Source organism: Tepidiphilus margaritifer DSM 15129, assembly GCF_000425565.1.
GTDB lineage: Bacteria > Pseudomonadota > Gammaproteobacteria > Burkholderiales > Rhodocyclaceae > Tepidiphilus > Tepidiphilus margaritifer.
In genome coordinates this window covers 259,346-281,458 of the sequence record NZ_AUDR01000013.1, presented here as the reverse complement: position 1 = coordinate 281,458, position 22,113 = coordinate 259,346, and the positions used below count along the sequence as shown (strand labels likewise).

Genomic DNA, 22,113 nt, shown 5'->3' with positions numbered 1-22,113 from the left:
CGCTCACTCCAAGGGCAAGCGGCGCGCGAACACGCCGTCGGGGTCGAAGGCAGCCTTGAGCCGCTCTTCGATGGCACGCTCGGCAGCGCCGCGCGGCGCGAACACGCGCTCACCGGCCCGGGCGCCGCGCCAGCGCACGGCATGTCCGCCCACGGCGCGAGCGCGCTCGAACCAAGAATCGTCGCCCGCCGGGCAGCGCAGCCAACGTAGTCCTCCGCCCCATTCAACGAGCGCATCCTCCGCATCCGCCCAGGCAGGCGTGGTCGGCGGCAACGCCAGGCGCCACAGCACCTCACCCTCCTGCAGCCGCCAGACGGGCAGGCTCTGCTCGCGCACTTCCTCCCAGAATCGCTGCGCCGCCTCATCCGGCAGCACCTCGCCGCCCAGGCGCGCCGCGGCCGCTTCCACCGCCGCCCGGGCGCCGGCAAGGCGCAGGGTCATTTCCCCTTGCCACCACGCGCTTGCCGACAGGGGAAGCGGCTGACCCGCCCAGCGGTTGAAGCGTTCGATCGCCTCGTCCTGACTGCAAGCGAAGCGCAGGGTTCGGGTGGCCGGAGGCAGCGGCAGCACTTTCAGCGATACTTCGAGGATCACCCCCAGGGTGCCGAGCGAACCGGCAAAGAGCCTCGCGACGTCGTAGCCGGCCACGTTCTTCATCACTTCGCCGCCGAAGCGCAGCACTCGCCCCTGGCCGTCGAGCACCCGCACCCCCAACACGTAGTCGCGCAGCGCCCCGTGCCCCCAGCGGGTCGGGCCGGAGAGGCCAGCAGCCACCGCCCCGCCGATCGTGGCCGAATCGGTGAAGTGCGGCGGCGAGAAAGGCAACCATTGCCCGTGCCGCGCGAGCAGCGCCTCCACCTCCGCCAGCGGCGTGCCGCCATAGGCGGTGAGCACCAATTCGGAGGGTTCGTAACGGATGATGCCGGAGAGCAGGCCCACCTCCAGCGGCTCGGCCTCCGGATCCGGCGCCCCATACCAGGATTTGCTGCCCCCGCCGCGGATCTCCAGTCGCCTGCGCCCGCGCGCCTCCAGCACCTGCTCGCGCAGGCGATCGACGATCGCGTTCATCGTTTCTCCTCCCGTTCTTTTCGGCGCCGTTCGGCAAGCCGCGCCTCGTCCCGCAACCACAGCAGGGAACCGATCAGCCCCAGCACGGGAATGGCGACCAACAGCAGCTGCACCCAGGCCCGCTCGCTCACGCCGTTCAGAATCGCGGCAATTCGGCAAACGGCAGCTTGCCGCGCGACACGCGCATCCGGCCGTATTCGGCGCAGCGGTGCAGCGTGGGAATCGCCTTGCCCAGATTCAGGATTCCCGCCGGGTCGAAAGCCGCCTTCACCTGGAAGAAGGCTTCGAGCTCCACGGGTGAGAATTGCACGCACATCTGGTTGATCTTTTCTACGCCCACGCCGTGCTCACCGGTGACCGTACCGCCGAGCCGCACCGAAAGCTCCAGGATGTCGGCCCCGAACGCCTCGGCCCGCTCCCATTCGCCGGGCTGGTTTGCATCGAACAGGATCAAGGGGTGCAGATTGCCATCACCCGCGTGAAAGACGTTGAGACAGCGCAGCCCGTATTCGCGCTCCATCTCGGCGATCGCCTCCAGCATCTCGCCCAGGGCCTTGCGCGGAATCGTCCCATCCATGCAGTAGTAGTCGGGCGAGACGCGCCCGGCGGCCGGAAACGCGGCCTTGCGTCCGGCCCAAAATCGCAGCCGCTCCTCCTCGTCGCGCGAGACGCGCCACTCGGTGGCCCCGCAGCGCTCGAGCACCGCCCCCATGCGGGCGATCTCTTCTTCCACTTCCTCGGGCGTGCCGTCGGACTCGCACAGCAGCACCGCCGCGGCTTCCAGCGGATAGCCCGCGTGGACGAAGTCCTCCGCAGCGATCGTCGCCCCTTGGTCCATCATCTCCAGCCCCGCGGGGATGATGCCCTCGGCGATGATCGCGGCCACCGCTTCGCCGGCGGCGCGCACCGAGTCGAAGGCAGCGAGGATGCAGCGCGCCGTCTGCGGTCGGGGCAGAAGTTTCACCGTGATCTCGGTGACCACCGCCAGCATTCCCTCCGAGCCGATCGCCAGTGCAAGCAGATCGTAACCCGGCGCATCCGGCGCGAGGCTGCCGAAAACGACGGGTTCCCCCGCGGCGGTGTAGCCGCGCACGCGCAGCACGTTGTGCACCGTGAGGCCGTATTTCAGGCAATGCACGCCGCCGGAATTCTCGGCCACGTTGCCTCCCAGAGTGCAGGCGATCTGTGAGGAAGGATCCGGTGCGTAATAGAGCCCGTGGGGCGCGGCGGCTTCCGAGATGGCGAGGTTGCGTACCCCCGGCTGCACCGTGGCGGTGCGTGCGAAGGGATCGAGGGCGAGGATGCGATTGAGCCGCGCAAGCGACAGCACCAGCCCCTGCGGATGCGGCAGCGCCCCGCCCGACAAACCCGTACCCGCGCCGCGCGGCACGACCGGCACCCGCAGGCGATGACAGGTCTGAAGCAGCGCCACGACCTCCTCCTCGGTGCGCGGCAGGGCCACGGCCCAAGGCAACTCACGAAAGGCAGAGAGGCCATCGCACTCGTAGGCGCGCAGCTCGGCCTCGTCGTGGATCAGGGCATCTTCGGGCAGGAGACGGCGCAGCTCGGTGATGAAGACTTCACGCGTGACGGCCGGGGAAACAGGAGCGGACGCAGTCTCAGCCATCGATGGATTCCAGATGATCAGAAGGTTCTCTCTCCGGCTCCTCCACCGGACACATCACCTCGGAGACACGATCCGCCGTTCCTTCCAAATGACGCTCGGACGCACGCCGCGCCGCCGCCGGATCGCCTGCACGCACCGCTTCGAGGATCTCGCGGTGCTCGGCATTGGCCGCGACGGGCCAGCCACGCACCTGCCCGTCTCTTCCCCAGAGAACACGGTGCACCGCGGCGTTCTTCACACCCAGATATTCCTGAAAGCGCTCGACTTCGGGGTTGTGCGTCGCCCGCGCGAGCGCCAGGTGGAATTCGTCGTCCCACTGCGCCCCGGTTACTCCTTCTTCGGTAGGGCTGTGCGCTGCCTGCTGAGCCCAGCGATCCATGGCGAGCACCACCGCTTCGAGATGATGCAGATCGGCCTCGGTACGCCGCACCGCCGCCAGTTCGGCCACCCCCGTTTCGAACACCTTGCGCAGCTCGAGGATATGGCGCAGCTCTTCGAGGACGGAGACCTCCTCGACGTTCTTGAGATGGAATCCCTTGCGGCCGGGACGATCGATCACATAGGTACCAGACCCCTGGCGGGCCCTGACCACGCCCTCGGCCTTCAGATGGGCGATGGCCTCACGCACCACCGCCCGGCTCACGCCGAACTTCGCACACAAGGTATGCTCCGAAGGCAAGCGGGCTCCCCGAGGGTGATGGCCGGCGAGGATGGCTTCGACCAGCGATTGGACTACTCGCTCACATTCCCGCGTCGTTTTTTTTCGTGTGTTCATGGCTTTGGCCGCGTGAATGATCTTGCACAGAATTTACACGCAAGCCGAGTCAGGATCAAGCAGCGCGTTCGAGCAAAGGGCGAGAGATGGCTTCCATCCCCTGTTGCAACACGGCCTCGAGCCGCTGCAGCTGCTGCTCGAGCCGCTCGCGTTCCGCACGCAATTCGGACAATTGGGATTCGAGCGATTCCGCCGTTTGATGCACCCGCACGATGCCGTTCATGCGTAGCTCGAGTTCGGTCTTCTTCTCTTTCAAGGCCGCCTCGAGCGGCAACAGCGCCTGCCGCACCCAGGTGACGGCCTCGCGGTGCATCGCCTCCCAGCGATGCTGGACTTCGCTCGCGACCAGGGAAAGAAAGCGCTCGATGACACCCGACTTGGTATGTACGAGCATGGTACCCCAGCTGGCGAGCTGTCTTAGGGCCAAGGTGTGCGCCGTCTCGAGCGACGCGCGCGTGGCGGCGAAATCGAGCGGCGCGGGCGGCTGGCAGAGGATCCCGTGCTCCACCTCGAGCTGGCGCATCATGGCCGTGAGCATTTCATGAATTTCCTTCGCCTTGGCCTGCGCCCGCTCGATGAGTGAAAACACGCGTTCGAAAAACTGCTCGATGCGCTCTTTCAGATCGGAAGAAAAGGCCGCCATCTCCATCTGATGGCGCACGTCGGTGAGTTCGAAGCGGAACCGAGACACCGCCACCGCATCGAGCAGCTCCCGGCACTGCTTGGCGTAGACGGCTCGGGTGGCCTGATAACGGCGCAAGGCCGCGTCGAATTCCTCTTTCTCCGCCTGAGCCTTGCGCAACAGATAAGCCACACGACTGCGGTTCTGACCCCGTAGGGCGGCCAGCTCGGATTCTTGCGCCGTCACGGCCGACAGACGCTCGCGCAACGTCCCCGCCGCCAACGAGCCGATCTCGCGAAAGGCGGCCGCCGCGGCCTCGCGCGTGAGCGCCTGGCGCTTACCGAGCAAGTCCTGAGACAAAGCATATTCGAACGGCTCGATGCGGCTACGGCGCAGCAAATCTCGATCGCCGTGGATGCGTGCGGCGAGCGCCTTCTGCGCCGAGAGGGGAAAGACGTGCTCCGGCCTGACCCCCAACATGCGGGCCACGGATTGAACCTGGGCGGCGATCTCGCGCTCGATCTCCGCTTCTCTGCGGATACCGTCCCACAGCGAATCGATCTTGTTGAGGGCAACGAGACAGCCTTCGTCGGGATCGACGCGGGATTCGAGCACGTAATGGCGCCAGATCTTCATGTCGCTCTGGGTAACGCCCGTGTCGGCAGCCAACACGAAGACTACGGCATGAGCCTGAGGCAACAGCGAGAGCGTCAGTTCCGTTTCGGCGCCGATGGCGTTGAGCCCCGGCGTGTCGAGGATCACCAACCCGCGGGCAAGCAGCGGATGCGGATAGCGCACGATGGCATGGCGCCAGGCAGGAACTTCCACGAGACCGTCTTCACCCGGCACCAAACCGGCCTCCCCGCTCGGGTCGATGTGAAAACCCAAGGATTCTGCTTCCTCGATAGGGATACGCCGGGTCTCGCCCACGCGCTCGAGTGCCTGTTGGACGGAGGCGAGGTTTTCTGGAGTGTAGGACTGTACGCTCCAGCACTCACGCCGACGCCGCGCCTCGTGCAACGAGGGCAAGTCGCGGCGCGTGTCGATCGGTAGCAACAAGACTTCGGGACGCGCCCCCTCGAACCACTCGATCTCGGTGGGACACATCGTCGTGCGCCCGCTGCGCGAAGGCAACGCCCGCGCGCCGAGCGAAGAGAAGACGAGCGCGTTGATGAGTTCCGACTTGCCGCGTGAAAACTCCGCCACGAAGGCCAGACGCAGGCACTCCTCGCGCAGCCGCTCACGGGCGGCATCGAGCCGTCCCTTGAACACCTCCTTCGCCACGCCCAGGGATTCCAGCGTGCGAGCGAGTCGCTCTAGCGCCTCGAGCGCCCCACGCCGCCAATCGTCATAAGCCGTGAAATACCGTTCGAGCGTCACCGCCAATCCCCGTGCATGGGAACACCCCATAAGCTTACCATGCCGGTCATTTTTCATGTTGGCACAGGGGGCAGAAAAAGGTGCTCCGACCTCCTTGTGTCACCCGGCGCACGGGCGTGCCACAGTTCGGACACGGCTCCCCTTCGCGCCCATACACCGCGAGCCGGCCGCGATATTCGCCTCCCTTGCCCTCCACCGTGCGGTGATCGCGCAGGGTCGTGCCGCCAGCGGCGATCGCCGCCTCGAATACCGCACGCAGCGCCGCGAGCAGCCGCGCCCAATCGTCCTCGTCGAGCGATTCCGCCGGTCGGTCTGGCAGGATACCGGCATGAAAGAGCGCTTCGCAGGCGTAGATGTTGCCGGCCCCCACCACCACGTCGCCGGAAAGCAGCACTTCCTTGATCGCCCGCCGCCGTCCCTGCACCTTGGCGCAGGCCCAGGCCGGGGTGAGCCGCTCGTCCCACGGCTCGAGCCCAAGGCGCGCCTCCAGCGCCCACTCGGCGGCTGCATCGAGCGGCGCGACGAGGCCGAAACGCCGCGGGTCGGTATAGCGCAGCAGGATTCCTTCGAAGAGAAAATCCAGATGATCGTGCCGCCCCGGCGGCTCGTCCGGTGCCACGAACGCCAAGCGCCCGCTCATGCCCAGATGCACGAGCAGCGTGCCTTCCGCGAAACGCCACAGCAGATACTTCCCCCGCCGCTCCACCCGCAGCAGCCGCCGCCCTATCCAGGGAGCGAGCGAAGGAACCGGCCGACGCAGGCGCGGCTCGCGCACCCGCACTTCCGTCAGGATGTTCCCGACGAGGCGCTCTTCCAAACCACGGCGTACCGCCTCCACCTCGGGCAGTTCAGGCATCCTTTCCTCCTCGAACTCGACGCCGCGCCCTCTCCTCCTTCACCTTCCCTGCGGGCGCATCCTGCCACGGCACCAGCTGATCCGGCCGATTCCCGATCAGGTCACGCCGCCCCATCTTCAGCAGCGCCTCGCGGATGATGGGCCAGTTGGCCGGATCGTGCCAGCGCAGCAGCGCCTTGTGCAGCCGCCGGCGCCGCCCCTCGCGCACCACCGCCACCGTCTCGCCGCGCGCGAGCGGCCGCAGCGGATTGCGCCCGCTGTGGTACATCGCCGTGGCGAGCGCCATCGGCGTGGGCAGGAAAGTCTGCACCTGGTCGGGCCGAAAACCGTTCTTCTTCAGCCACAGCGCCAGGGCCACCATATCCTCGTCGGTGGTCCCCGGATGCGCGGCGATGAAGTACGGGATCAGCTGCTGGTTCTTGCCCGCCTCGCGCGAGAATCGCTCGAAGAGGGCGCGGAACTGCTCGAACGCCTCCACGCCCGGCTTCATCATCTTGGAGAGCGGTCCCGGCTCGGTGTGCTCCGGCGCGATCTTCAGTCGCCCGCTCACGTGGTGGGTGACGAGCTCGCGCACGTACTCGGGCGAGCGCACCGCCAGATCGTAGCGCACGCCCGAGCCGATGGTGATGCGCTTCACCCCCGGCACCTGCCTCGCGCGGCGATAGAGCCGCACGAGCGGCGCGTGGTCGGTATCCAGGTTCGGGCAGATGCCGGGATAGACGCAGGACAGGCGCCGGCAATGGCGTTCGATCGCCGGGTCCTTGCAGCGCATGCGGTACATGTTCGCCGTCGGCCCGCCCAGGTCGGTCACGTGCCCGGCAAAACCCGGCGTGCGATCGCGGATCGCCTCGATCTCGCGCAGGATGGAGTCTTCCGAACGGCTCTGGATGATGCGACCCTCGTGCTCGGTGATGGAACAGAACGTGCAGCCGCCGAAACAGCCGCGCATGATGCTCACCGAGAACTTGATCATCTCCCAGGCGGGGATGTGCGCCTGCCCATAGCTCGGGTGGGGTCGCCGCGCATAGGGCAGACCGTAGATGAAATCCATCTCGGCGGTGGATAGCGGCAGCGGCGGCGGATTGACCCACACCTCGCGCGCCCCCGGCCCTTCGCCGTGGCGCTGCACCAGGGCACGGGCGTTGCCCGGGTTCGACTCCAGGTGCATCACCCGCGAGGCGTGCGCATAGTGCAGGGGATCATCGCGCACCGACTCGAACGAAGGCAGACGCACCACCTCGCGGCTGCGGTCGCGTTTCGCCCCCACGGGCTCTTGGGGAAACGCTGAATAATTGGCTGCGCGGGCGAATCGCTGCGTTGCGCGGTGCTCGCTCCCTCGCCTATCCACTCGATATGTCTCGGTCGCTGCGCTCCGTGCGCCTTGCGCTTCATCCCGCTCGCTCATTTCTTCAGCGTTTCCCTGGGGCTCGACGGGCAGCGACACGGGGCGCTGCGCATAAGGGTCGGGCGGCGGCATGGGACAGCCGGGCGCCTCGATCTCGCTCGCGTCGATCTCGCGCCAATCCGCCTGCGGTTTCCAACCCGGCGGCACCGCGAACACCGTGCCGCGCAAATCGCGGATCGAACCGATCGGCTCGCCCGCATCGAGCCGACGCGTGAGCGCGAGCAGCGCCCGCTCCGCGTTGCCATAGAGCAGGAGGTCGGCCTTGGCGTCGAGCAACACCGAACGGCGCACTTTCTCCGACCAATAATCGTAATGCGCCAGCCGCCGCAGGCTCGCCTCGATCCCCCCCAGCACCACCGGCACGCCGGGAAACGCCTCACGCACCCGCTGCGCATAGACGATCACCGCGCGGTCCGGGCGCTTGCCCGCCACCCCGCCCGGCGTATAGGCATCGTCCGAGCGGATGCGCCGCTCGGAGGTATAGCGGTTGACCATGGAATCCATGTTACCGGCGGTGATGCCGAAATAAAGGCGCGGGCGACCCAACGCCTTGAACGGCTCGGCGCTGTGCCAATCCGGCTGGCTGAGGATGCCCACGCGGTAGCCGTGCGCCTCCAGAAAACGCGCGAGCAGCGCCATGCCGAAACTCGGATGGTCAATGTACGCGTCCCCCGTCACCAGGATCACGTCGCACGCGTCCCACCCCAGCCGTTCCATCTCCGCGCGCGTCATCGGGAAGAACGGCACCGGCGCCCGGGCGCTCGCCGGCGCGATGATCGTCTCTCCGTTCCAAACTTCCGTCTGCCGCATCGTTCCTCATCCTTCGCCCGCCTTGCCGGGCCCATCGATTCTCATTATCCTACGCAAAGAACTTTCCTGGAGCGAACTGCCCATGTCCTCTCCCCCCGGTCGCGCCGGCACCGTCGGTCTCTTCGCCACCTGCTTGATGAACGCGATGCGGCCCAACATCGGCTTCGCCGCCGCGCGGCTCCTCGAAGACGCCGGCTGGCGGGTCGAAGTTCCGCGCGAGCAGACCTGTTGCGGCCAGCCAGCCTACAACGGGGGCGACGAAGACGCCGCCCGGGCGCTCGCACGGCGCACCATCGCGCAATTCGAGGCGTTCGACGCCCTCGTGGCTCCCTCCGGCTCGTGCCTTGCCACCCTCAAGTACGACTACCCCCGGCTGCTGCGTGACGACCCGCTCTGGGCCGGCCGCGCCCAGGCGCTCGCCGACAAATCCTGGGAACTCCTCACTTTTCTCCACGAACGGGTCGGCGCCGAGCACATCCGCAGCCGATTCCCCCATCGCGTCACCTACCACGACAGCTGCTCGGGTCTGCGCCAGCTCGGCATCCGCGAAGCGCCACGCGCGTTACTCGCCCGCGTCGAAGGGCTGAAACTCGTCGAGGCCGAAGAGCGCGAAGTCTGCTGCGGTTTCGGCGGCACCTTCAGCGTCAAATACCCCGCCCTCTCCGAGCGCCTGGCCGAGAACAAGGTGCAGCGGCTCCTTGCCACCCGCGCGGAGGTCGTGCTCGGCGGCGACCTCGGCTGCCTGCTGCACCTCGCCGGTCGGCTCACGCGCATCTGCGCCCCGGTGCGCGTCTATCACACGGTCGAAGTGCTCGCCGGTCTGGCCGACGGCCCCGGCATCGGCCAGGCCTGAACGGAGCGACCCCATGCAGATCCGTACCCGTGAATTCGTCCCCCGCGCCACCTTCGCGCTGCACGACCCCAACCTGCAGCGCGCGCTCGCCAAAGCCGCCGACGGGTTCATCGGCAAGCGCGCCAAGGCCATCGCCGAAGTCCCCGAGTTCGAGGCCCTGCGCGAAGCCGCCAGCGCCCGCAAGGACGAGATCCTCTCCGAGCTCGACCTCTGGCTCGAACGATTCGAAGCGCGCGTACGCGCCGTGGGCGGCCAGGTCCACTGGGCGCGCGACGCCGAAGAAGCCCGCGCCATCGTGCTCGCCCTGTGCCGGCGCGCCGGCGCCAGGACGGTGGCCAAGGGCAAATCCATGGTCTCCGAAGAGATCGGACTCAACGAAGCGCTCGCCGCCGACGGGCTCGAAGTGATCGAAACCGATCTGGGCGAATACATCGTGCAGCTGGCCAAGGAACCCCCCTCGCACATCATCGCCCCAGCCGTACACAAAACCAAGGAACAGGTCGCCGAACTCTTCGCCGAACACCACGGCGGCCCACCGAAGACCACCGTCCCCGAGCTCGTCACCGAGGCGCGACTGCAGCTACGGCGCAAGTTCTTCCGCACCGACGTCGGCATCACCGGCGCGAACTTCCTCATCGCCGAGACCGGCGCCTCCGTCATCGTCACCAACGAGGGCAACGGCGACCTCACGCAGTCGCTCGCCCGCGTGCACATCGTCACCGCCGGCATCGAGAAAGTCGTCCCCACCCTGGAAGACGCCACCCTCTTCCTGCGGCTGCTCGCGCGCAGCGCCACCGGCCAGGACAGCGAAACCTACACCACCTACTCCATGGGCCCGCGCCGCGCCGACGATCCCGACGGCCCGCAGGAATACCACGTCGTGCTCGTCGACAACGGCCGCAGCCGCATGCTCGGCGGCCCCTGGCGCCCCATGCTGCGCTGCATCCGCTGCGGCGCCTGCATGAACCATTGCCCCGTCTATGGTGCCATCGGCGGGCACGCCTACGGCTGGGTCTACCCCGGCCCCATGGGCTCGGTGCTCACGCCGCTCTTCGTGGGGCTCGACACCGCCTACGACCTCCCCAACGCCTGCACCCTCAATGGCCGCTGCGGCGAAGTCTGCCCGGTGAAAATCCCCCTGCCTGATCTCATCCGCGAAGTACGCCACGCCCAGCAGCGCGACGGCCTGCACCCCCCGGCGGAGCAGCGCGCCAAGGCCCTGTGGCGGCGCGCCGCCGAACGCCCCGCCCTCTACCACGGGCTCGAGCGCCTCGCCGTGCGACTGCTCGCCACCCTCGGCCGAAAAGGACGCATCCGCCGCATGGCGGGGCTCCACGCCTGGACGGACGCGCGCGACCTCCCCGCCCCGTCCGGGCGTACCTTCCTCGAACTCTGGCACGCCAAAGGCCGCGACGAATGAACGAACCCGATCCCCTCGACCCCACCCTCGCCGCCCGGCGCCGCGACACCGTGCTCGGCGCGATTCGCCGCAACCTCGGGCGCGACGCCGCCCCGCCCGCGCCCGAATTCCCCCTGCCCCCGGTGCACCCGCGCATCACCGTGCCCGACGAAGATCTGGTCGAACGCTGGCGCCGGCGCTGGGAAGCCCGCGGCGGCACCAGCGCCCTCGTACCCACCAAAGCCTCCGCGGTCGAACACCTCATCGCCTGGTGCCGCGAACACGACCTCCCTCCCCCCACCCACGCCGCCCGGCCCCTGCTCGAACTCCCCTGGCCCGCCGACTGGCCCCTCGACCCCGGCCCCGCCGGCATCGACACCCAGAGCGCCGTGAGCCTCGCGTTTGCCGGCATCGCCGAAGTCGGCAACCTCGCCTTCCTCTCCGGCCCGGAAAGCCCCGTCACCCACCTCTTCGTGCCCGACAACCACTTCATCCTGCTGGACGCCGCCGCCATCGTGCGCCACTTCGAAGACGTGTGGCAGCGCCTGCGCCAGCACCTCGGCACCTCCGACGCCGACTGGCGCGAACGGCTCCCCCGCACGATCAACTTCGTCGCTGGCCCTTCCCGCACGGGCGACGTCGAACAGACGATCCAGCTCGGCGCCCATGGACCGAGGAGGGTGCATGTGGTGATTTTTTCAGAATGACGGTGCCCGGATGCCGACCGTATTGCGCCAAGGCTCTTTGAGGATCGTCATCTATACGAACGATCACCGCCCAGCCCATGTCCATATAATCGACAGTGGGCGAGAAGCGACTTTCGACCTGCACTGCCCCGACGGTCCGCCAGAACTTCGGCTCACCTTCGGATTCGATCGACAGTCACTCAACCGAATCCGGAAAATGCTGGCCGATCGGCTGGCCGCACTCTGCCACCAATGGAGGCAAATTCATGGAGATTACTGAAGAATCTTTCATTCAGGCTCAGCAAAGGATGGAGGAATTGCGGCAACGCGGTCATGCGATCTACGCACACTATGACCCTACAAAAAACCGCATCGTCATTGGTCTCAATACGGGCGTGGAAATTTCTTTTCCTCCTGACCGCGTTCCCGGATTGGGTGATGCCACGGCAGAAGAGCTCGCCGCCATCGAAATCAGCCCCTCTGGACTGGGGCTGCATTGGCCACGACGCGATGTCGATCTCTTTCTTCCCGCCGTGTTGCAAGGTGAATTCGGTTCGCGGACTGCCCTGATTCATGGCTGAAACGAAGCACCAGGTCGCAGAATCCGTGAACGTTTGCCCTCGTCTTTTACTACCCCCGACACTGGAGCCCCCCATGACCGATCAAGCCTACACCCCGCCGCGCGTCTGGAAGTGGGAACAACCCAGCGGCGGACGATTCGCCGGCATCAACCGCCCCGTGGCCGGACCCACGCACGAAGCCGAGCTGCCCGTGGGCAAGCATCCCCACCAGCTCTACTCGCTCGGCACGCCCAACGGCCAAAAAGTCACCATCCTCTTCGAAGAGCTGCTCGAAGCCGGCCATGCCGACGCCGAATACGACGCCTGGCCGATCGACATCATGAAAGGCGAGCAATTCTCGACCGGGTTCGTCGCCATCAACCCCAACTCCAAGATTCCCGCCTTGCTCGATCGCAGCACCGATCCCCCGACGCGGGTGTTCGAATCGGGCGCCATCCTGGTCTATCTGGCGGAAAAATTCGGCGAATTCCTCCCTGCTTCCGGTGCCCCGCGGGCCGAGTGCCTCTCCTGGCTCTTCTGGCAAGTGGGTTCCGCCCCCTACCTGGGCGGCGGATTCGGGCACTTCTACGCCTACGCGCCCGTCAAGCTGCAATACCCCATCGACCGCTTCGCCATGGAAGTCAAGCGCCAGCTCGACGTGCTCGACCGCAACCTCGCCGAGCGCCGCTTCATGATCGGCGACGAGTACACCATCGCCGACATGGCCATCTGGCCCTGGTACGGCGGTCTAATCCTGGAAAACCTCTACGACGCCGCCGAGTTTTTGCAAGTCCACGACTACAAGAACGTGGTACGCTGGGCGAACGACATCGCCGCGCGCCCCGCCGTCCAGCGCGGCCGACGAGTCAACCGCATCCGCGGGCCGGAAGAACTGCGCATGCCCGAACGGCATGGACCGGAGGATTTCCTCGTTTCCTAAACGCTTGCGGCAAGACGAACCTTGACAAGGGACTGCGGGCCGACTTTAATAACTGTTGTTAGTCATCAGGAGACACCGCGATGCCGACCAGTGTGGCACTCAGCCCCCATTTCGAGGCCTTCATCCGCCAGCAGGTGGAGTCTGGCCGTTTCAACAACGCCAGCGAAGTAGTGCGCGCCGGACTGCGCCTGCTCGAAGAGCGCGAAGCCGAACGAGCGGCCAAGCTGCAAGCCCTGCGCGAAGCCGTGGCGGTGGGTCTGGCCAGCGGACCGGATATCCCGGCGGACGAAGTGTTCGACCGGCTGGAGGCGAAGTATCTCGCCATGGCTGAAGCTGCCGAAAGAACCTGATTGACACGGCTCATCTTCCTACCGCAGGCCGAAACGGATCTCGAAGCCATCGGTGACTACATCGCCCGGGAGAATCCACGCCGGGCGGTGAGCTTCGTGCGCGAATTGCGCGTGCAGTGCCGCAAGATCGCGAAGGCCCCCAAAGCCTATCGCCCACGGCCGGAGCTAGGCCCGGGTCTGCGCTCATGCCCCTACGGCAACTACCTCGTGCTGTTTTTTGAAGAGCCTGGCCTCGTGCGGATCGTGCGGGTGCTGCACGGCGCCATGGACATCGACGCGCAGTTCGCCGAAAAAAATTTCAACGGAAACGCGACGTCTGCCGGGTTTCCCCCCTCCACGAAATGAGCGCCCATGCCAACATTGAATTGGATCGGCAAAGAAGCCGTCGTCAAACACCACCGGGACGTTCCTTTTCGCCTGCTCGAGCCGGTCGCTGATCTCTCCTGCGGCCCGGCCGATTCGGGCAACCTGATCGTGCAGGGCGACAACCTGCACGCCCTGAAAGCCCTGCTGCCGCGCTACGCCGGCCAGGTGAAGTGCATCTACATCGACCCGCCCTACAACACCGGCAACGAGGGCTGGGTGTACAACGACAACGTCAACAGCCCGGAGATTCGCAAGTGGCTGGGCGAGGTGGTCGGCAAGGAAGGCGAGACGCTCGACCGCCACGACCGCTGGCTGTGCATGATGTACCCGCGCCTCGTGCTCTTGAGGCAGTTCCTGCGCGAGGATGGGGCGATTTTCGTGTCGATCGACGACAACGAGGTGGCGACGCTGCGGTTGTTGATGGATGAGGTGTTCGGGGCGAGGAATTTCGTGGCATCTGCCATCTGGAACATGATGGACAGCCCCAAAAATAGTGCTCGATATCTCAGCGAAGATCATGAATACATCATTTTGTATGCTGTAAATAAGGACAAGTGGCGACCGAACCCTCTGCCACGCAGCGAAGCAATGATTGCGCGGTACAAGAACCCCGATAACGATCCACGTGGCCCTTGGTTGCTCAGCGACTTGGCTGCACGCAATTTCTACGCGCAAGGCCGATACCCGATTACTACGCCATCAGGAAAAGTTATTGATGGTCCGCCATCAGGAAGTTACTGGCGGGTGAGTGAAGAAAAATTTTGGGAATTGGATAGGGACAATCGAATCTGGTGGGGTAAAACAGGCAATAGTCGTCCTGGTATTAAACGTTTCCTCAGCGAGGTAAAGGATGGTGTTGTTCCCAAAACGCTCTGGCCTTGGCAGGAAGTTGGTAGCACGCGCCATTCAAAGCAGGAGCTCAGCCAGATTCTGAATTTGGGAGCATCCACCGATCTTTTTGTTACCCCAAAACCGACGACTCTAATTCAGCGCATCCTGCAAATCGCCACCGACAAGGATTCACTCGTCCTCGACAGTTTCGCCGGCTCCGGCACCACGGCCCACGCAGTTCTGAAACAAAACGCCGAGGACGGCGGCAACCGCCGTTTCATCCTGGTCGAAATGGACCCGGACATCGCGCAAAACGTCACCGCCGAGCGCGTACGCCGGGTGGTGCAGGGCTACACCAACGCCAAAGGGCAGGCGGTGGCGGGGTTGGGCGGCGGATTCCAGTTCTGCCGCCTCTCGGCCAAGCCCTTGTTCGACGCCGACGGCCAAATCCGCGGCGACGTGACCTTTGCGCAGCTCGCCGAATTCGTCTGGTTCGTGGAAACCGGCACGGGCTTTAGCGGCACAGCCGATTCGCCGCTCTTGGGCATCTTTGAGGGCCGGGCCATTTATCTCCTCTACAACGGCATTCTCAAGGACAAATCGGTCGCCGGCGGCAACGTGCTCACCAGCGCCGTGTTCGAGGGGCTGCCCCCCTTCGCCGGCCCGAAGGTGATCTACGCCGCCGCCTGCCGCCTGGGCAACGCACGGCTGGCGCGCGAGGGCATCATCTTCAAGCAAACGCCCTACGCGCTGGAGGTGTGAGCCATGACCCCCTTCACCCCCAAAACCTATCAGCAGCAGGTGCTGGACAGCGTGCAGGCCTACTTCACGGCGTGCCATGAGCTGCCTTCGCCGTCGCTCGCCTTTACCGCCACCACCGAACGCCTGTGGGGGCGCGGTAATCCGTACCATGCGCTCGCGGGCTTTCCGGTGGACATGCCGTATTTCTGCCTGCGCGTGCCGACCGGCGGCGGCAAGACCTGGCTCGCGGCGAAAAGCGTGCAACTCGTCAATACCCACCTCTTGCGCTGCGAGTACAGCGTGATTCTTTGGCTGGTACCGAGCAAACCCATCCGCGAGCAGACCCTCAAGGCGCTGAAGGATCGCAGCCACCCCTATCACGCCGCGCTGCGCGAGGCAGGGCCGGTGACGGTGCTCGATCTGGAAGAAGCCAAGAGCGTGACGCGCGCCACGCTGGACACGTCCACCACGGTGATCGTCGCCACGCGCCAAGCCTTTCAGGTGGAGGACGAGGAATGCCGCAAGGTGTATCAGTCGAGCGGCGCGCTGATGCACCACTTCGACAATCTCTCGCCCCACCAGCGCGATGCCTTGCTGACCGAAGGCGAGGGCAGCGAGCGCACCGCGCCCTATTCGCTCGCCAACGTGCTGCGCCTGCGCCGGCCCTTCGTGATCGTGGACGAAGCGCACAACAGCCGCACGGAGCTCGCCTTCGACATGCTGGCGCGCTTTCGCCCGAGCGGCGTGCTGGAGCTCACCGCCACGCCCGACCTCACGCGCACGCCCAGCAACGTGCTCCACAGCGTCTCCGCCGCCGAATTGAAAGCAGAGGAAATGATCAAGCTGCCGGTGTTGCTCGAAACCGAGCCCAACTGGCAGCAATGCCTCGCCGATGCGATCGCCCGGCGCGAGACGCTACACCGGCTGGCGGAGGAAGCACGCCGCGCTGGCGCGCCATACCTGCGCCCGGTGGTGCTGATTCAGGCCGAAGCTCGCCGCGCCGGCGTTGAGACGCTCGATGTGGCGCGCGTAAAAAACGAGCTGATCACCAACCACGGCATTCCGCCCGAGGAGGTCGTCGTGGCCACCGGCGAGGAAAAGGGGTTGGAGAGCATCGACGCCGCGTACCCCAAAGGGATTGCCGACCCCGCCTGTCCGGTGAAGTTCGTGATCACCCAGAAGGCGCTCGCCGAGGGCTGGGATTGCCCGTTTGCCTACATTCTGGTGAGCATGGCCGAGCTGAAATCGGCTACGGCGGTGGAACAGCTGCTGGGGCGCATCCTGCGCCAGCCGAACGCGCGCCACTTTGCCGACCAGCGCCTCAATCAGTCCTACGCCTTCGTGGTGTCGCGCAACTTTGCCGAGACGGCGGCCGCGCTGCGCGACCGCCTGGTGGCCGGGGCCGGCTTCGAGCGCCGCGAGGTGGCCGAGTTCGTGGCTGCGGCTTTGCCGGAGCAGGCGCGTCTCGACCTGGAAGCTCACGCCGGGCGTGTGGTGGTGCGGCCGGTGGCGGTGACGCTGCCGGAAAAGCCCGACCTCAAAAGCGTGCCGAAACCGGTACGCGACAAACTGAGCTGGGACAGTGTGCTCAACACCCTGACCCTGCACGCGCCGCTCTCGGAAGATGAAACCGAAGCGCTCAAGGCATCGGTCACTTCCGCACCGGCAGCCGCGGCCATCGAGGAAGCTGCCGCAAAGAGCCGCACGACTGCGATCGAGTTTTTTCAGACACCGGCCGAACAGGGCGAGCGTTTTCGCGTGCCGCAGCTCGCCTTGCGCGTGCAGGGCAAGCTGCAGCTGTTCGACGACCCGGAAGTGCTGGAGTATCCGTGGGATCTCTCGCCCTACGACGCCGCGCCGACCGCCGACGACCTGGTCGCATTGGGCGCGGCGCTCAAGGTGGCCGAAGGCGGCGAGATCGACATCGACGCGAATGGTCACGTGGTGTCGCGCTTTTTGCCCGAGTTGCAGCGCGACCTGGGCCTTGTCTATCCGCCCGAGCACTGGGATGAGGTGCGCCTCGCCGCCTGGCTGTGCCGCAACCTGCCGGAGCCGTCGCTGACCCACGCCAGCAAACAAGCGTTCGTCGCCGCATGGCTCACCGCGTTGCTGCGCCAGGAAGGCTTTACGCTGGCGCGCGCCAACCTGCAGAAGTTCCTGATCCGCAATCTATTGGAGGCGCGCATTCGCGAACTCCGCAGGCAGGCCGTCCGCAAAGCCTACCAGCAGACGCTCTTTGGTGACGACGCCGCCACCCGCGTGACCGTGACCGATCAGTACGCCTTCGAGTTTCACGCCTTGGCCTACGCGCCCAGCCGCGATTACGACGGCCGCTTCGGGCATTTCGACTTTCGCAAGCACTTCTACGGCCGCATCGGCGACTTCGACAGCAAGGAAGAGTTCGAATGCGCCTGCCAGTTGGATATGTGGGCGCAGCAGGGCCGTATCCAGTTCTGGGTGCGCAACCTCGTTCGGCGCGAAGGCAGCTCGTTCTTCCTGCAGAAAGCCGATGGCCGGTTCTATCCCGATTTTCTGTGCCAATTGCCCGGTACAGCAGACGCGCCGGGGCCAATTCTGGCGGTGGAATACAAGGGCGCGGATCGCTGGAACGCCGCCGAAGATGACCGCCTGATCGGCGGCCTGTGGGCCAACCTGTCGCAAGGCCGTTGCCGCTTCGTGATGGTCACAGACAAGCGCTGGGATTGGGTCGAGGAAAAACTGGGGTGACGAAAGTTCGCTCAGCGGCGTTTTTTCGTGCTTGCGTTCCAGCGTGCTTTCTGGCTTTTACTCCCGGATCGCAGCCAGCTTGGCCAGCACTTCATCCATGATGACCGTTGGAACGCTTTCCAGCTTGCGGCCGTGGTGGGAGCCCATATCGAGGGAGCACAGCTGATCGCAGCGGATTACCCCCGTCGTGCCAGCCGTCAGGTGCAGAACGTCGAGCAGCGCAGGCGGAACGGCCAGCATGATCGAGCCGCCGACCTTGCGCAGATAGGTTATGTGCACGGCATCTCCTTATAAACAAGATGCGATCCGCCTGCTGATGCGGCGCATTGCCGACGAACATAGGCTGCCCTTCGATGTGAAGGCGTTCAACGCCACCACGAACTATAATGAAAGCACGAACCTCATCGATAGTTTTTGAACCATGCCATCCGTGACCATCCGAAACCTGCCTGACGAGGTGCATCGCGCCATCCGAGCGCGGGCCGCTCGACATGGCCGCAGCATCGAGGCCGAGTTGCGCGCCATCCTGGAAGCGGCCGTGCGCCCGCAGAACCGGTTGAAGCTCGGGTCGATGCTAGCCGCCGCCGGTCGCGAGGTCGGTTTGACCGAAGAGGACTTCGCCCTGCTGGAGAGCGTGCGCGACCATGCCCCGGCCAGAGCGGCGAGCTTTGAATGATCCTGCTCGATACCAACGTGGTCTCGGAGCCGCTACGCCCTGAGCCCAACGTCCGAGTCATCAACTGGCTCGATGCGCAACCCTTGGAAACGCTGTACCTGTCCGCGATGACCGTGGCCGAGCTGCGCGCCGGCGTGGCATTGATGCCGGCAGGGCAGCGGCGCGACAAGCTGAATGGCTATCTGGAAAAGAGCGTGCTGCCACCGTTTGCCGGTCGCGTGCTGGCGTTCGACCTGGCGTGCACGAATGCTTATGCCCAGGTGCTGGCGACGGCCAGACGTGCGGGCAGTGGGATCGGAACGGCCGACGCGCTCATCGCAGCCGTGGCGGCTGCCAACGGATTGATCGTTGCCACGCGCGATACCTCCCCTTTCGAAGCAGCAGGGCTAATCGTGATCAACCCTTGGGAGGGTTGATCTTTAACGCGGTCCATGGACTCCATGGGCCTGGATCCCGTCCGGTTTCATCTCCATCCTTTGCCAAAAGGAGTCTTCCCCCATGTCCGCTCTGTTTTCCCCTTTCACCCTCAAGGACGCGCGACTGCGCAACCGCATCGCCGTCTCGCCGATGTGCCAGTACAGCGCCGAAGAGGGCGTAGCCAACGATTGGCACACGGTGCATTATGCGAGCCTCGCCCGGGGCGGGGCCGGTCTGGTGGTGGTCGAGGCGACGGCCGTCTCGCCCGAGGGGCGCATTACGCCCTATTGCCTGGGGCTGTGGAACGACGCCCAGGCCGAGGCGCTCGCGCAGGTGGCCGCTGGCATCAAGAAAGCCGGCGCGGTGCCCGGCATCCAGATCGGCCACGCCGGCCGCAAGGCGAGCGCGAACCGCCCCTGGGAGGGGGACGATCACCTGCCCGAGGACGATCCCCGCGCCTGGACGCCGATCTCGCCCTCGGCCATTCCCTTCGGCGCGAACCTGCCGCGCGTGCCGCGCGAGATGACGCTGGAAGACATCGCCCGGGTACGGCGCGACTTCGTGGCCGCGGCCCGACGGGCGCTGGAAGCAGGGTTCAAATGGTTGGAGCTGCACTTCGCCCACGGGTATCTGGCGCAGAGCTTTTTCTCGGTGCATGCCAACCGGCGCACCGATGCCTACGGCGGCGACGCCGAGCGGCGCGGCCGTTTCCTGCGCGAGACGCTGGCGGCGGTGCGCGAGGTCTGGCCCGAGCGGCTGCCGCTCACGGCGCGTTTCGGCGTGATCGAGTTCGACGGCCGCGACGAGGAAACGCTCGCCGAATCCATCGAACTGGTGCGAGCCTTCCGCCAGCTCGGGCTCGATCTGCTCGACGTGAGCATCGGCTTTTCGACGCCGACGGCGAAGATTCCCTGGGCGCCGGCCTTCATGGTGCCGATCGCGGCGCGGGTACGCGAGGCCACGGGGCTGCCGGTGGCGTCTTCCTGGGGCATCGACGTGCCGGCCACGGCCAACGAGGCGGTGGCGCACCAACGGCTCGACCTCGTCATGGTGGCGCGCGCCCACCTCGCCAATCCGCATTGGCCCTACAAGGCGGCGCTGGAGCTGGGCGAGGAACGGCCGTCCTGGGTCCTGCCGGCGCCCTACGCCCATTGGCTGGAGCGCTACGGCAGGGCGTGAGATCGCCCCCTCACTCCACCGTCACGCTCTTGGCGAGGTTGCGCGGCTTGTCCACGTCGGTCCCCTTGACGAGTGCCACGTGGTAGGCTAGGAGCTGCAGCGGCACCACGTGGAGGATGGGGGCGAGCATGGCGTCGTGCGAGGGCACGACGATGGCGTGCACGCCCTCTTCTCCGCCCACGCCGCTGCCATCCTCGGCAAAGACAAAGAGCTCGGCGCCGCGGGCACGCACTTCCTGCAGGTTGGACTTGAGTTTTTCCAGCAGGTCGTCGCGAGGGGCCACCGCCACCACGGGCATCTCGCGATCCACCAGCGCGAGCGGCCCGTGCTTGAGCTCGCCGGCCGGGTAGCCTTCGGCGTGGATGTAGCTGATCTCCTTGAGCTTGAGCGCGCCTTCGAGGGCGATGGGCCAGTGCGTGCCGCGCCCAAGGAAGAGCGCATGCTGGCGATCGGCAAAGCGCTGCGCCCACTGCTCGATTTGGGGTTCGAGCTGCAGCACCCGACCAAGTGCCGCCGGCAGGCGCCGTAGCGCGTCCAACCGGTTCGCCTCCACGGCCTCGGGCAGCCGCCCGCGCTGTTTGGCGAGCGTGAGCGCCAGGAGCGCGAGCGCCGTGAGCTGGGTGGTGAAGGCTTTGGTCGAGGCCACGCCGATCTCGGGGCCGGCGCGGGTGAGAAAAGCGAGCTTGGCCGTGCGCACGATGGCCGATTCGGGAACGTTGCAGATCGCCAGCGTCTGCGTCATTCCCTGCCCCTGGGCGTGGCGCAGGGCGGCGAGCGTGTCGGCGGTCTCACCGGATTGCGAGATCGCCACCACCAGCGTCTTCGCCTCCGGCACCGAGACGCGATAGCGGTATTCGCTGGCGATCTCCACCGTGGTGGGCAGGCCCGCATACTCCTCCAGCCAGTAGCGCCCGACCATGCCGGCATGGAAGCTCGTACCGCAGCCGAGGATCAGCACCCGGTCGATGGCGGCGAATGCCTCTTCGGCCTCCGGACCGAAAAGTGCCGGGGTGAGCCGCGCGCCGCCCGCCACGGATTCCAGGGTGTCCCAAATCGCCTCGGGCTGCTCGAAGATCTCTTTCTGCATGTAGTGCCGGTAGCCGGCAAGCTGCACCGCATCGGCCGTGACGTGGGTGAGCCGCACCGGCCGTTCGACCGGGACCCCGGATTCGTCCACGATCTGCACGCCCTCCAAGGTGAGCCGGGCGCAGTCGCCTTCTTCCAGATAGACCACGCGGCGCGTCTGCGCCACCAGGGCCGAGACGTCGGAAGCGGCATAGACGCCATCCTCGGCCAGCCCCAGCACGAGGGGGGAACCGCGCCGTGCCACCACCACTTCAGCTGGCGCGGTGGCGTCGATCACCGCGATGGCGAAGGCCCCTTCGAGTTCGCGCATCGCCGCCTGCACCGCCTCGAATAGGGGGGCGCCGGCCCGACGCTTGCTCGCGACGAGGTGCGCGATCACCTCGGTGTCGGTCTCGGAGGTGAAGACGTAGCCTTCGGCTTCGAGCCGCGCGCGCAGGGTGGCGAAATTCTCGATGATGCCGTTGTGCACCACCGCCACCGTTCCCGAGACGTGCGGATGCGCATTGCGCTCGGAAGGCGCGCCGTGCGTGGCCCAGCGCGTATGGGCGATGCCCACCGGCCCGTCCAGCCCCTCCTCGGCCACCAGCCGCCGCAGCTGCGCTACCCGCCCCTGTACCCGGGCGCGGGCGATTCGACCTTCAACGTCGATCACCGCCAGACCCGCCGAGTCGTAGCCGCGATATTCCAGGTGTGCCAAGCCCTCGAGCAACACCTCCACCACCGAGGCGCGGCCGATGGCCGCGACGATTCCACACATCG

At 66.3% G+C, this 22,113-nt stretch carries 22 protein-coding genes and 1 pseudogene; 14 read left to right on the top strand and 9 right to left on the bottom strand.

All coding sequences use genetic code 11. The annotated features are described in order from the left end of the window. Window positions 1–3 precede the first annotated feature (3 nt). Genes glcE through H607_RS11315 form a run of 7 tightly spaced genes read right to left on the bottom strand, consistent with a single transcriptional unit; the run spans window position 4 to window position 8,465 of the window. The gene (gene glcE, locus H607_RS0102095; protein WP_028874059.1) at window positions 4–1,068 is read right to left on the bottom strand and encodes a glycolate oxidase subunit GlcE; all 1,065 of its coding nucleotides are present in this window, start codon (window positions 1,066–1,068) and stop codon (window positions 4–6) included. Beyond that, window positions 1,065–1,199: a hypothetical protein gene (locus H607_RS13680; RefSeq protein WP_281168720.1), complete on the bottom strand. Its 135-nt coding sequence runs from the start codon at window positions 1,197–1,199 to the stop codon at window positions 1,065–1,067. Before H607_RS13680 ends, glcE begins: the two co-directional genes overlap by 4 nt. A gap of 5 nt (window positions 1,200–1,204) precedes the next feature. Then, a complete protein-coding gene (locus tag H607_RS0102085) occupies window positions 1,205–2,695 on the bottom strand; it encodes an FAD-linked oxidase C-terminal domain-containing protein (protein WP_028874058.1) in 1,491 nt (496 codons plus the stop codon). Continuing rightward, the gene (locus H607_RS11320) at window positions 2,688–3,470 is read right to left on the bottom strand and encodes a FadR/GntR family transcriptional regulator (protein WP_083961877.1); all 783 of its coding nucleotides are present in this window, start codon (window positions 3,468–3,470) and stop codon (window positions 2,688–2,690) included. Before H607_RS11320 ends, H607_RS0102085 begins: the two co-directional genes overlap by 8 nt. 55 nt (window positions 3,471–3,525) lie before the next feature. Beyond that, window positions 3,526–5,472, bottom strand: a complete 1,947-nt coding sequence (locus H607_RS0102075) for a dynamin family protein (RefSeq protein ID WP_028874057.1) — start codon at window positions 5,470–5,472, stop codon at window positions 3,526–3,528. 46 nt (window positions 5,473–5,518) lie between these two features. Then, the gene (gene mutM, locus H607_RS0102070) at window positions 5,519–6,328 is read right to left on the bottom strand and encodes a bifunctional DNA-formamidopyrimidine glycosylase/DNA-(apurinic or apyrimidinic site) lyase (protein WP_028874056.1); all 810 of its coding nucleotides are present in this window, start codon (window positions 6,326–6,328) and stop codon (window positions 5,519–5,521) included. Then, window positions 6,321–8,465 carry a YgiQ family radical SAM protein gene (locus H607_RS11315; protein ID WP_083961889.1) on the bottom strand — a complete coding sequence of 715 codons (2,145 nt, stop codon included), beginning with the start codon at window positions 8,463–8,465 and terminating at the stop codon, window positions 6,321–6,323. Before H607_RS11315 ends, mutM begins: the two co-directional genes overlap by 8 nt. A 160-nt stretch (window positions 8,466–8,625) precedes the next feature. Here H607_RS11315 and H607_RS0102060 point away from each other — a divergent pair, with 160 nt between their 5' ends. The 10 genes from H607_RS0102060 (at window position 8,626) to H607_RS0102020 (ending at window position 17,996) form a co-directional block, all read left to right on the top strand. Continuing rightward, entirely contained in the window at window positions 8,626–9,396 is a 771-nt protein-coding gene (locus H607_RS0102060; RefSeq protein ID WP_028874055.1) for a (Fe-S)-binding protein, read from the top strand. A gap of 13 nt (window positions 9,397–9,409) precedes the next feature. Next, window positions 9,410–10,816, top strand: a complete 1,407-nt coding sequence (locus H607_RS0102055) for a LutB/LldF family L-lactate oxidation iron-sulfur protein (protein WP_028874054.1) — start codon at window positions 9,410–9,412, stop codon at window positions 10,814–10,816. Beyond that, a complete protein-coding gene (locus tag H607_RS11310; RefSeq protein ID WP_051240564.1) occupies window positions 10,813–11,502 on the top strand; it encodes a LutC/YkgG family protein in 690 nt (229 codons plus the stop codon). The genes H607_RS0102055 and H607_RS11310 overlap by 4 nt, the downstream gene beginning before the upstream one ends. A 10-nt stretch (window positions 11,503–11,512) precedes the next feature. Then, on the top strand, window positions 11,513–11,761 hold the full coding sequence (locus H607_RS13735) for a DUF4160 domain-containing protein (protein ID WP_083961875.1): 249 nt from the start codon (window positions 11,513–11,515) through the stop codon (window positions 11,759–11,761). Beyond that, a complete protein-coding gene (locus tag H607_RS11305; RefSeq protein WP_051240563.1) occupies window positions 11,748–12,062 on the top strand; it encodes a DUF2442 domain-containing protein in 315 nt (104 codons plus the stop codon). The genes H607_RS13735 and H607_RS11305 overlap by 14 nt, the downstream gene beginning before the upstream one ends. 73 nt (window positions 12,063–12,135) lie before the next feature. Next, complete coding sequence (gene yghU / locus H607_RS0102040) at window positions 12,136–12,981, top strand: glutathione-dependent disulfide-bond oxidoreductase (protein ID WP_028874053.1); 846 nt, start codon at window positions 12,136–12,138, stop codon at window positions 12,979–12,981. Between the two features lie 80 nt (window positions 12,982–13,061). Then, window positions 13,062–13,331 (top strand): type II toxin-antitoxin system ParD family antitoxin, encoded by a 270-nt coding sequence (locus tag H607_RS0102035; protein ID WP_028874052.1) that lies wholly within the window; start codon window positions 13,062–13,064, stop codon window positions 13,329–13,331. After that, window positions 13,332–13,676, top strand: a complete 345-nt coding sequence (locus H607_RS0102030) for a type II toxin-antitoxin system RelE/ParE family toxin (protein ID WP_028874051.1) — start codon at window positions 13,332–13,334, stop codon at window positions 13,674–13,676. A 6-nt stretch (window positions 13,677–13,682) separates the two neighbouring features. Next, window positions 13,683–15,290 (top strand): site-specific DNA-methyltransferase, encoded by a 1,608-nt coding sequence (locus H607_RS0102025; protein ID WP_028874050.1) that lies wholly within the window; start codon window positions 13,683–13,685, stop codon window positions 15,288–15,290. 3 nt (window positions 15,291–15,293) lie between these two features. After that, window positions 15,294–17,996, top strand: a complete 2,703-nt coding sequence (locus H607_RS0102020; protein ID WP_028874049.1) for a DEAD/DEAH box helicase — start codon at window positions 15,294–15,296, stop codon at window positions 17,994–17,996. A gap of 57 nt (window positions 17,997–18,053) precedes the next feature. On the opposite strand, the gene H607_RS13575 is transcribed toward H607_RS0102020, so the two are convergent. After that, the gene (locus tag H607_RS13575) at window positions 18,054–18,275 is read right to left on the bottom strand and encodes a hypothetical protein (RefSeq protein ID WP_028874048.1); all 222 of its coding nucleotides are present in this window, start codon (window positions 18,273–18,275) and stop codon (window positions 18,054–18,056) included. Between the two features lie 19 nt (window positions 18,276–18,294). On the opposite strand from H607_RS13575, the pseudogene H607_RS13570 reads away from it, so the two are divergent. The 4 genes and pseudogenes from H607_RS13570 to H607_RS0101995 all read left to right on the top strand — a co-directional run. Then, window positions 18,295–18,375, top strand: a pseudogene (locus H607_RS13570) (type II toxin-antitoxin system RelB/DinJ family antitoxin); the annotation flags it as partial. Between the two features lie 42 nt (window positions 18,376–18,417). After that, a complete protein-coding gene (locus tag H607_RS0102005; protein ID WP_028874047.1) occupies window positions 18,418–18,672 on the top strand; it encodes a FitA-like ribbon-helix-helix domain-containing protein in 255 nt (84 codons plus the stop codon). Then, on the top strand, window positions 18,669–19,088 hold the full coding sequence (locus H607_RS0102000; protein WP_028874046.1) for a type II toxin-antitoxin system VapC family toxin: 420 nt from the start codon (window positions 18,669–18,671) through the stop codon (window positions 19,086–19,088). The genes H607_RS0102005 and H607_RS0102000 overlap by 4 nt, the downstream gene beginning before the upstream one ends. Window positions 19,089–19,170: 82 nt before the next feature. Continuing rightward, complete coding sequence (locus H607_RS0101995; protein WP_028874045.1) at window positions 19,171–20,268, top strand: NADH:flavin oxidoreductase/NADH oxidase; 1,098 nt, start codon at window positions 19,171–19,173, stop codon at window positions 20,266–20,268. Window positions 20,269–20,278: 10 nt separating this feature from the next. Here H607_RS0101995 and glmS read toward each other — a convergent pair whose 3' ends face one another. Further along, window positions 20,279–22,111 (bottom strand): glutamine--fructose-6-phosphate transaminase (isomerizing), encoded by a 1,833-nt coding sequence (glmS, locus tag H607_RS0101990; RefSeq protein WP_028874044.1) that lies wholly within the window; start codon window positions 22,109–22,111, stop codon window positions 20,279–20,281. Window positions 22,112–22,113 lie beyond the last annotated feature (2 nt).

Excerpts from the sequence above, each read along its gene's own strand:
- glcE (WP_028874059.1), bottom strand. The coding sequence starts at position 1,068 with ATGAACGCGATCGTCGATCGCCTGCGCGAGCAGGTGCTGGAGGCGCGC.
- H607_RS0102085 (WP_028874058.1), bottom strand. The coding sequence starts at position 2,695 with ATGGCTGAGACTGCGTCCGCTCCTGTTTCCCCGGCCGTCACGCGTGAA.
- H607_RS11320 (WP_083961877.1), bottom strand. The coding sequence starts at position 3,470 with ATGAACACACGAAAAAAAACGACGCGGGAATGTGAGCGAGTAGTCCAA.
- mutM (WP_028874056.1), bottom strand. The coding sequence starts at position 6,328 with ATGCCTGAACTGCCCGAGGTGGAGGCGGTACGCCGTGGTTTGGAAGAG.
- H607_RS11315 (WP_083961889.1), bottom strand. The coding sequence starts at position 8,465 with ATGACGCGCGCGGAGATGGAACGGCTGGGGTGGGACGCGTGCGACGTG.
- H607_RS0102060 (WP_028874055.1), top strand. The coding sequence starts at position 8,626 with ATGTCCTCTCCCCCCGGTCGCGCCGGCACCGTCGGTCTCTTCGCCACC.
- H607_RS0102055 (WP_028874054.1), top strand. The coding sequence starts at position 9,410 with ATGCAGATCCGTACCCGTGAATTCGTCCCCCGCGCCACCTTCGCGCTG.
- H607_RS11310 (WP_051240564.1), top strand. The coding sequence starts at position 10,813 with ATGAACGAACCCGATCCCCTCGACCCCACCCTCGCCGCCCGGCGCCGC.
- H607_RS13735 (WP_083961875.1), top strand. The coding sequence starts at position 11,513 with ATGCCGACCGTATTGCGCCAAGGCTCTTTGAGGATCGTCATCTATACG.
- H607_RS11305 (WP_051240563.1), top strand. The coding sequence starts at position 11,748 with ATGGAGATTACTGAAGAATCTTTCATTCAGGCTCAGCAAAGGATGGAG.
- yghU (WP_028874053.1), top strand. The coding sequence starts at position 12,136 with ATGACCGATCAAGCCTACACCCCGCCGCGCGTCTGGAAGTGGGAACAA.
- H607_RS0102035 (WP_028874052.1), top strand. The coding sequence starts at position 13,062 with ATGCCGACCAGTGTGGCACTCAGCCCCCATTTCGAGGCCTTCATCCGC.
- H607_RS0102025 (WP_028874050.1), top strand. The coding sequence starts at position 13,683 with ATGCCAACATTGAATTGGATCGGCAAAGAAGCCGTCGTCAAACACCAC.
- H607_RS0102020 (WP_028874049.1), top strand. The coding sequence starts at position 15,294 with ATGACCCCCTTCACCCCCAAAACCTATCAGCAGCAGGTGCTGGACAGC.
- H607_RS0102005 (WP_028874047.1), top strand. The coding sequence starts at position 18,418 with ATGCCATCCGTGACCATCCGAAACCTGCCTGACGAGGTGCATCGCGCC.
- H607_RS0102000 (WP_028874046.1), top strand. The coding sequence starts at position 18,669 with ATGATCCTGCTCGATACCAACGTGGTCTCGGAGCCGCTACGCCCTGAG.
- H607_RS0101995 (WP_028874045.1), top strand. The coding sequence starts at position 19,171 with ATGTCCGCTCTGTTTTCCCCTTTCACCCTCAAGGACGCGCGACTGCGC.
- glmS (WP_028874044.1), bottom strand. The coding sequence starts at position 22,111 with ATGTGTGGAATCGTCGCGGCCATCGGCCGCGCCTCGGTGGTGGAGGTG.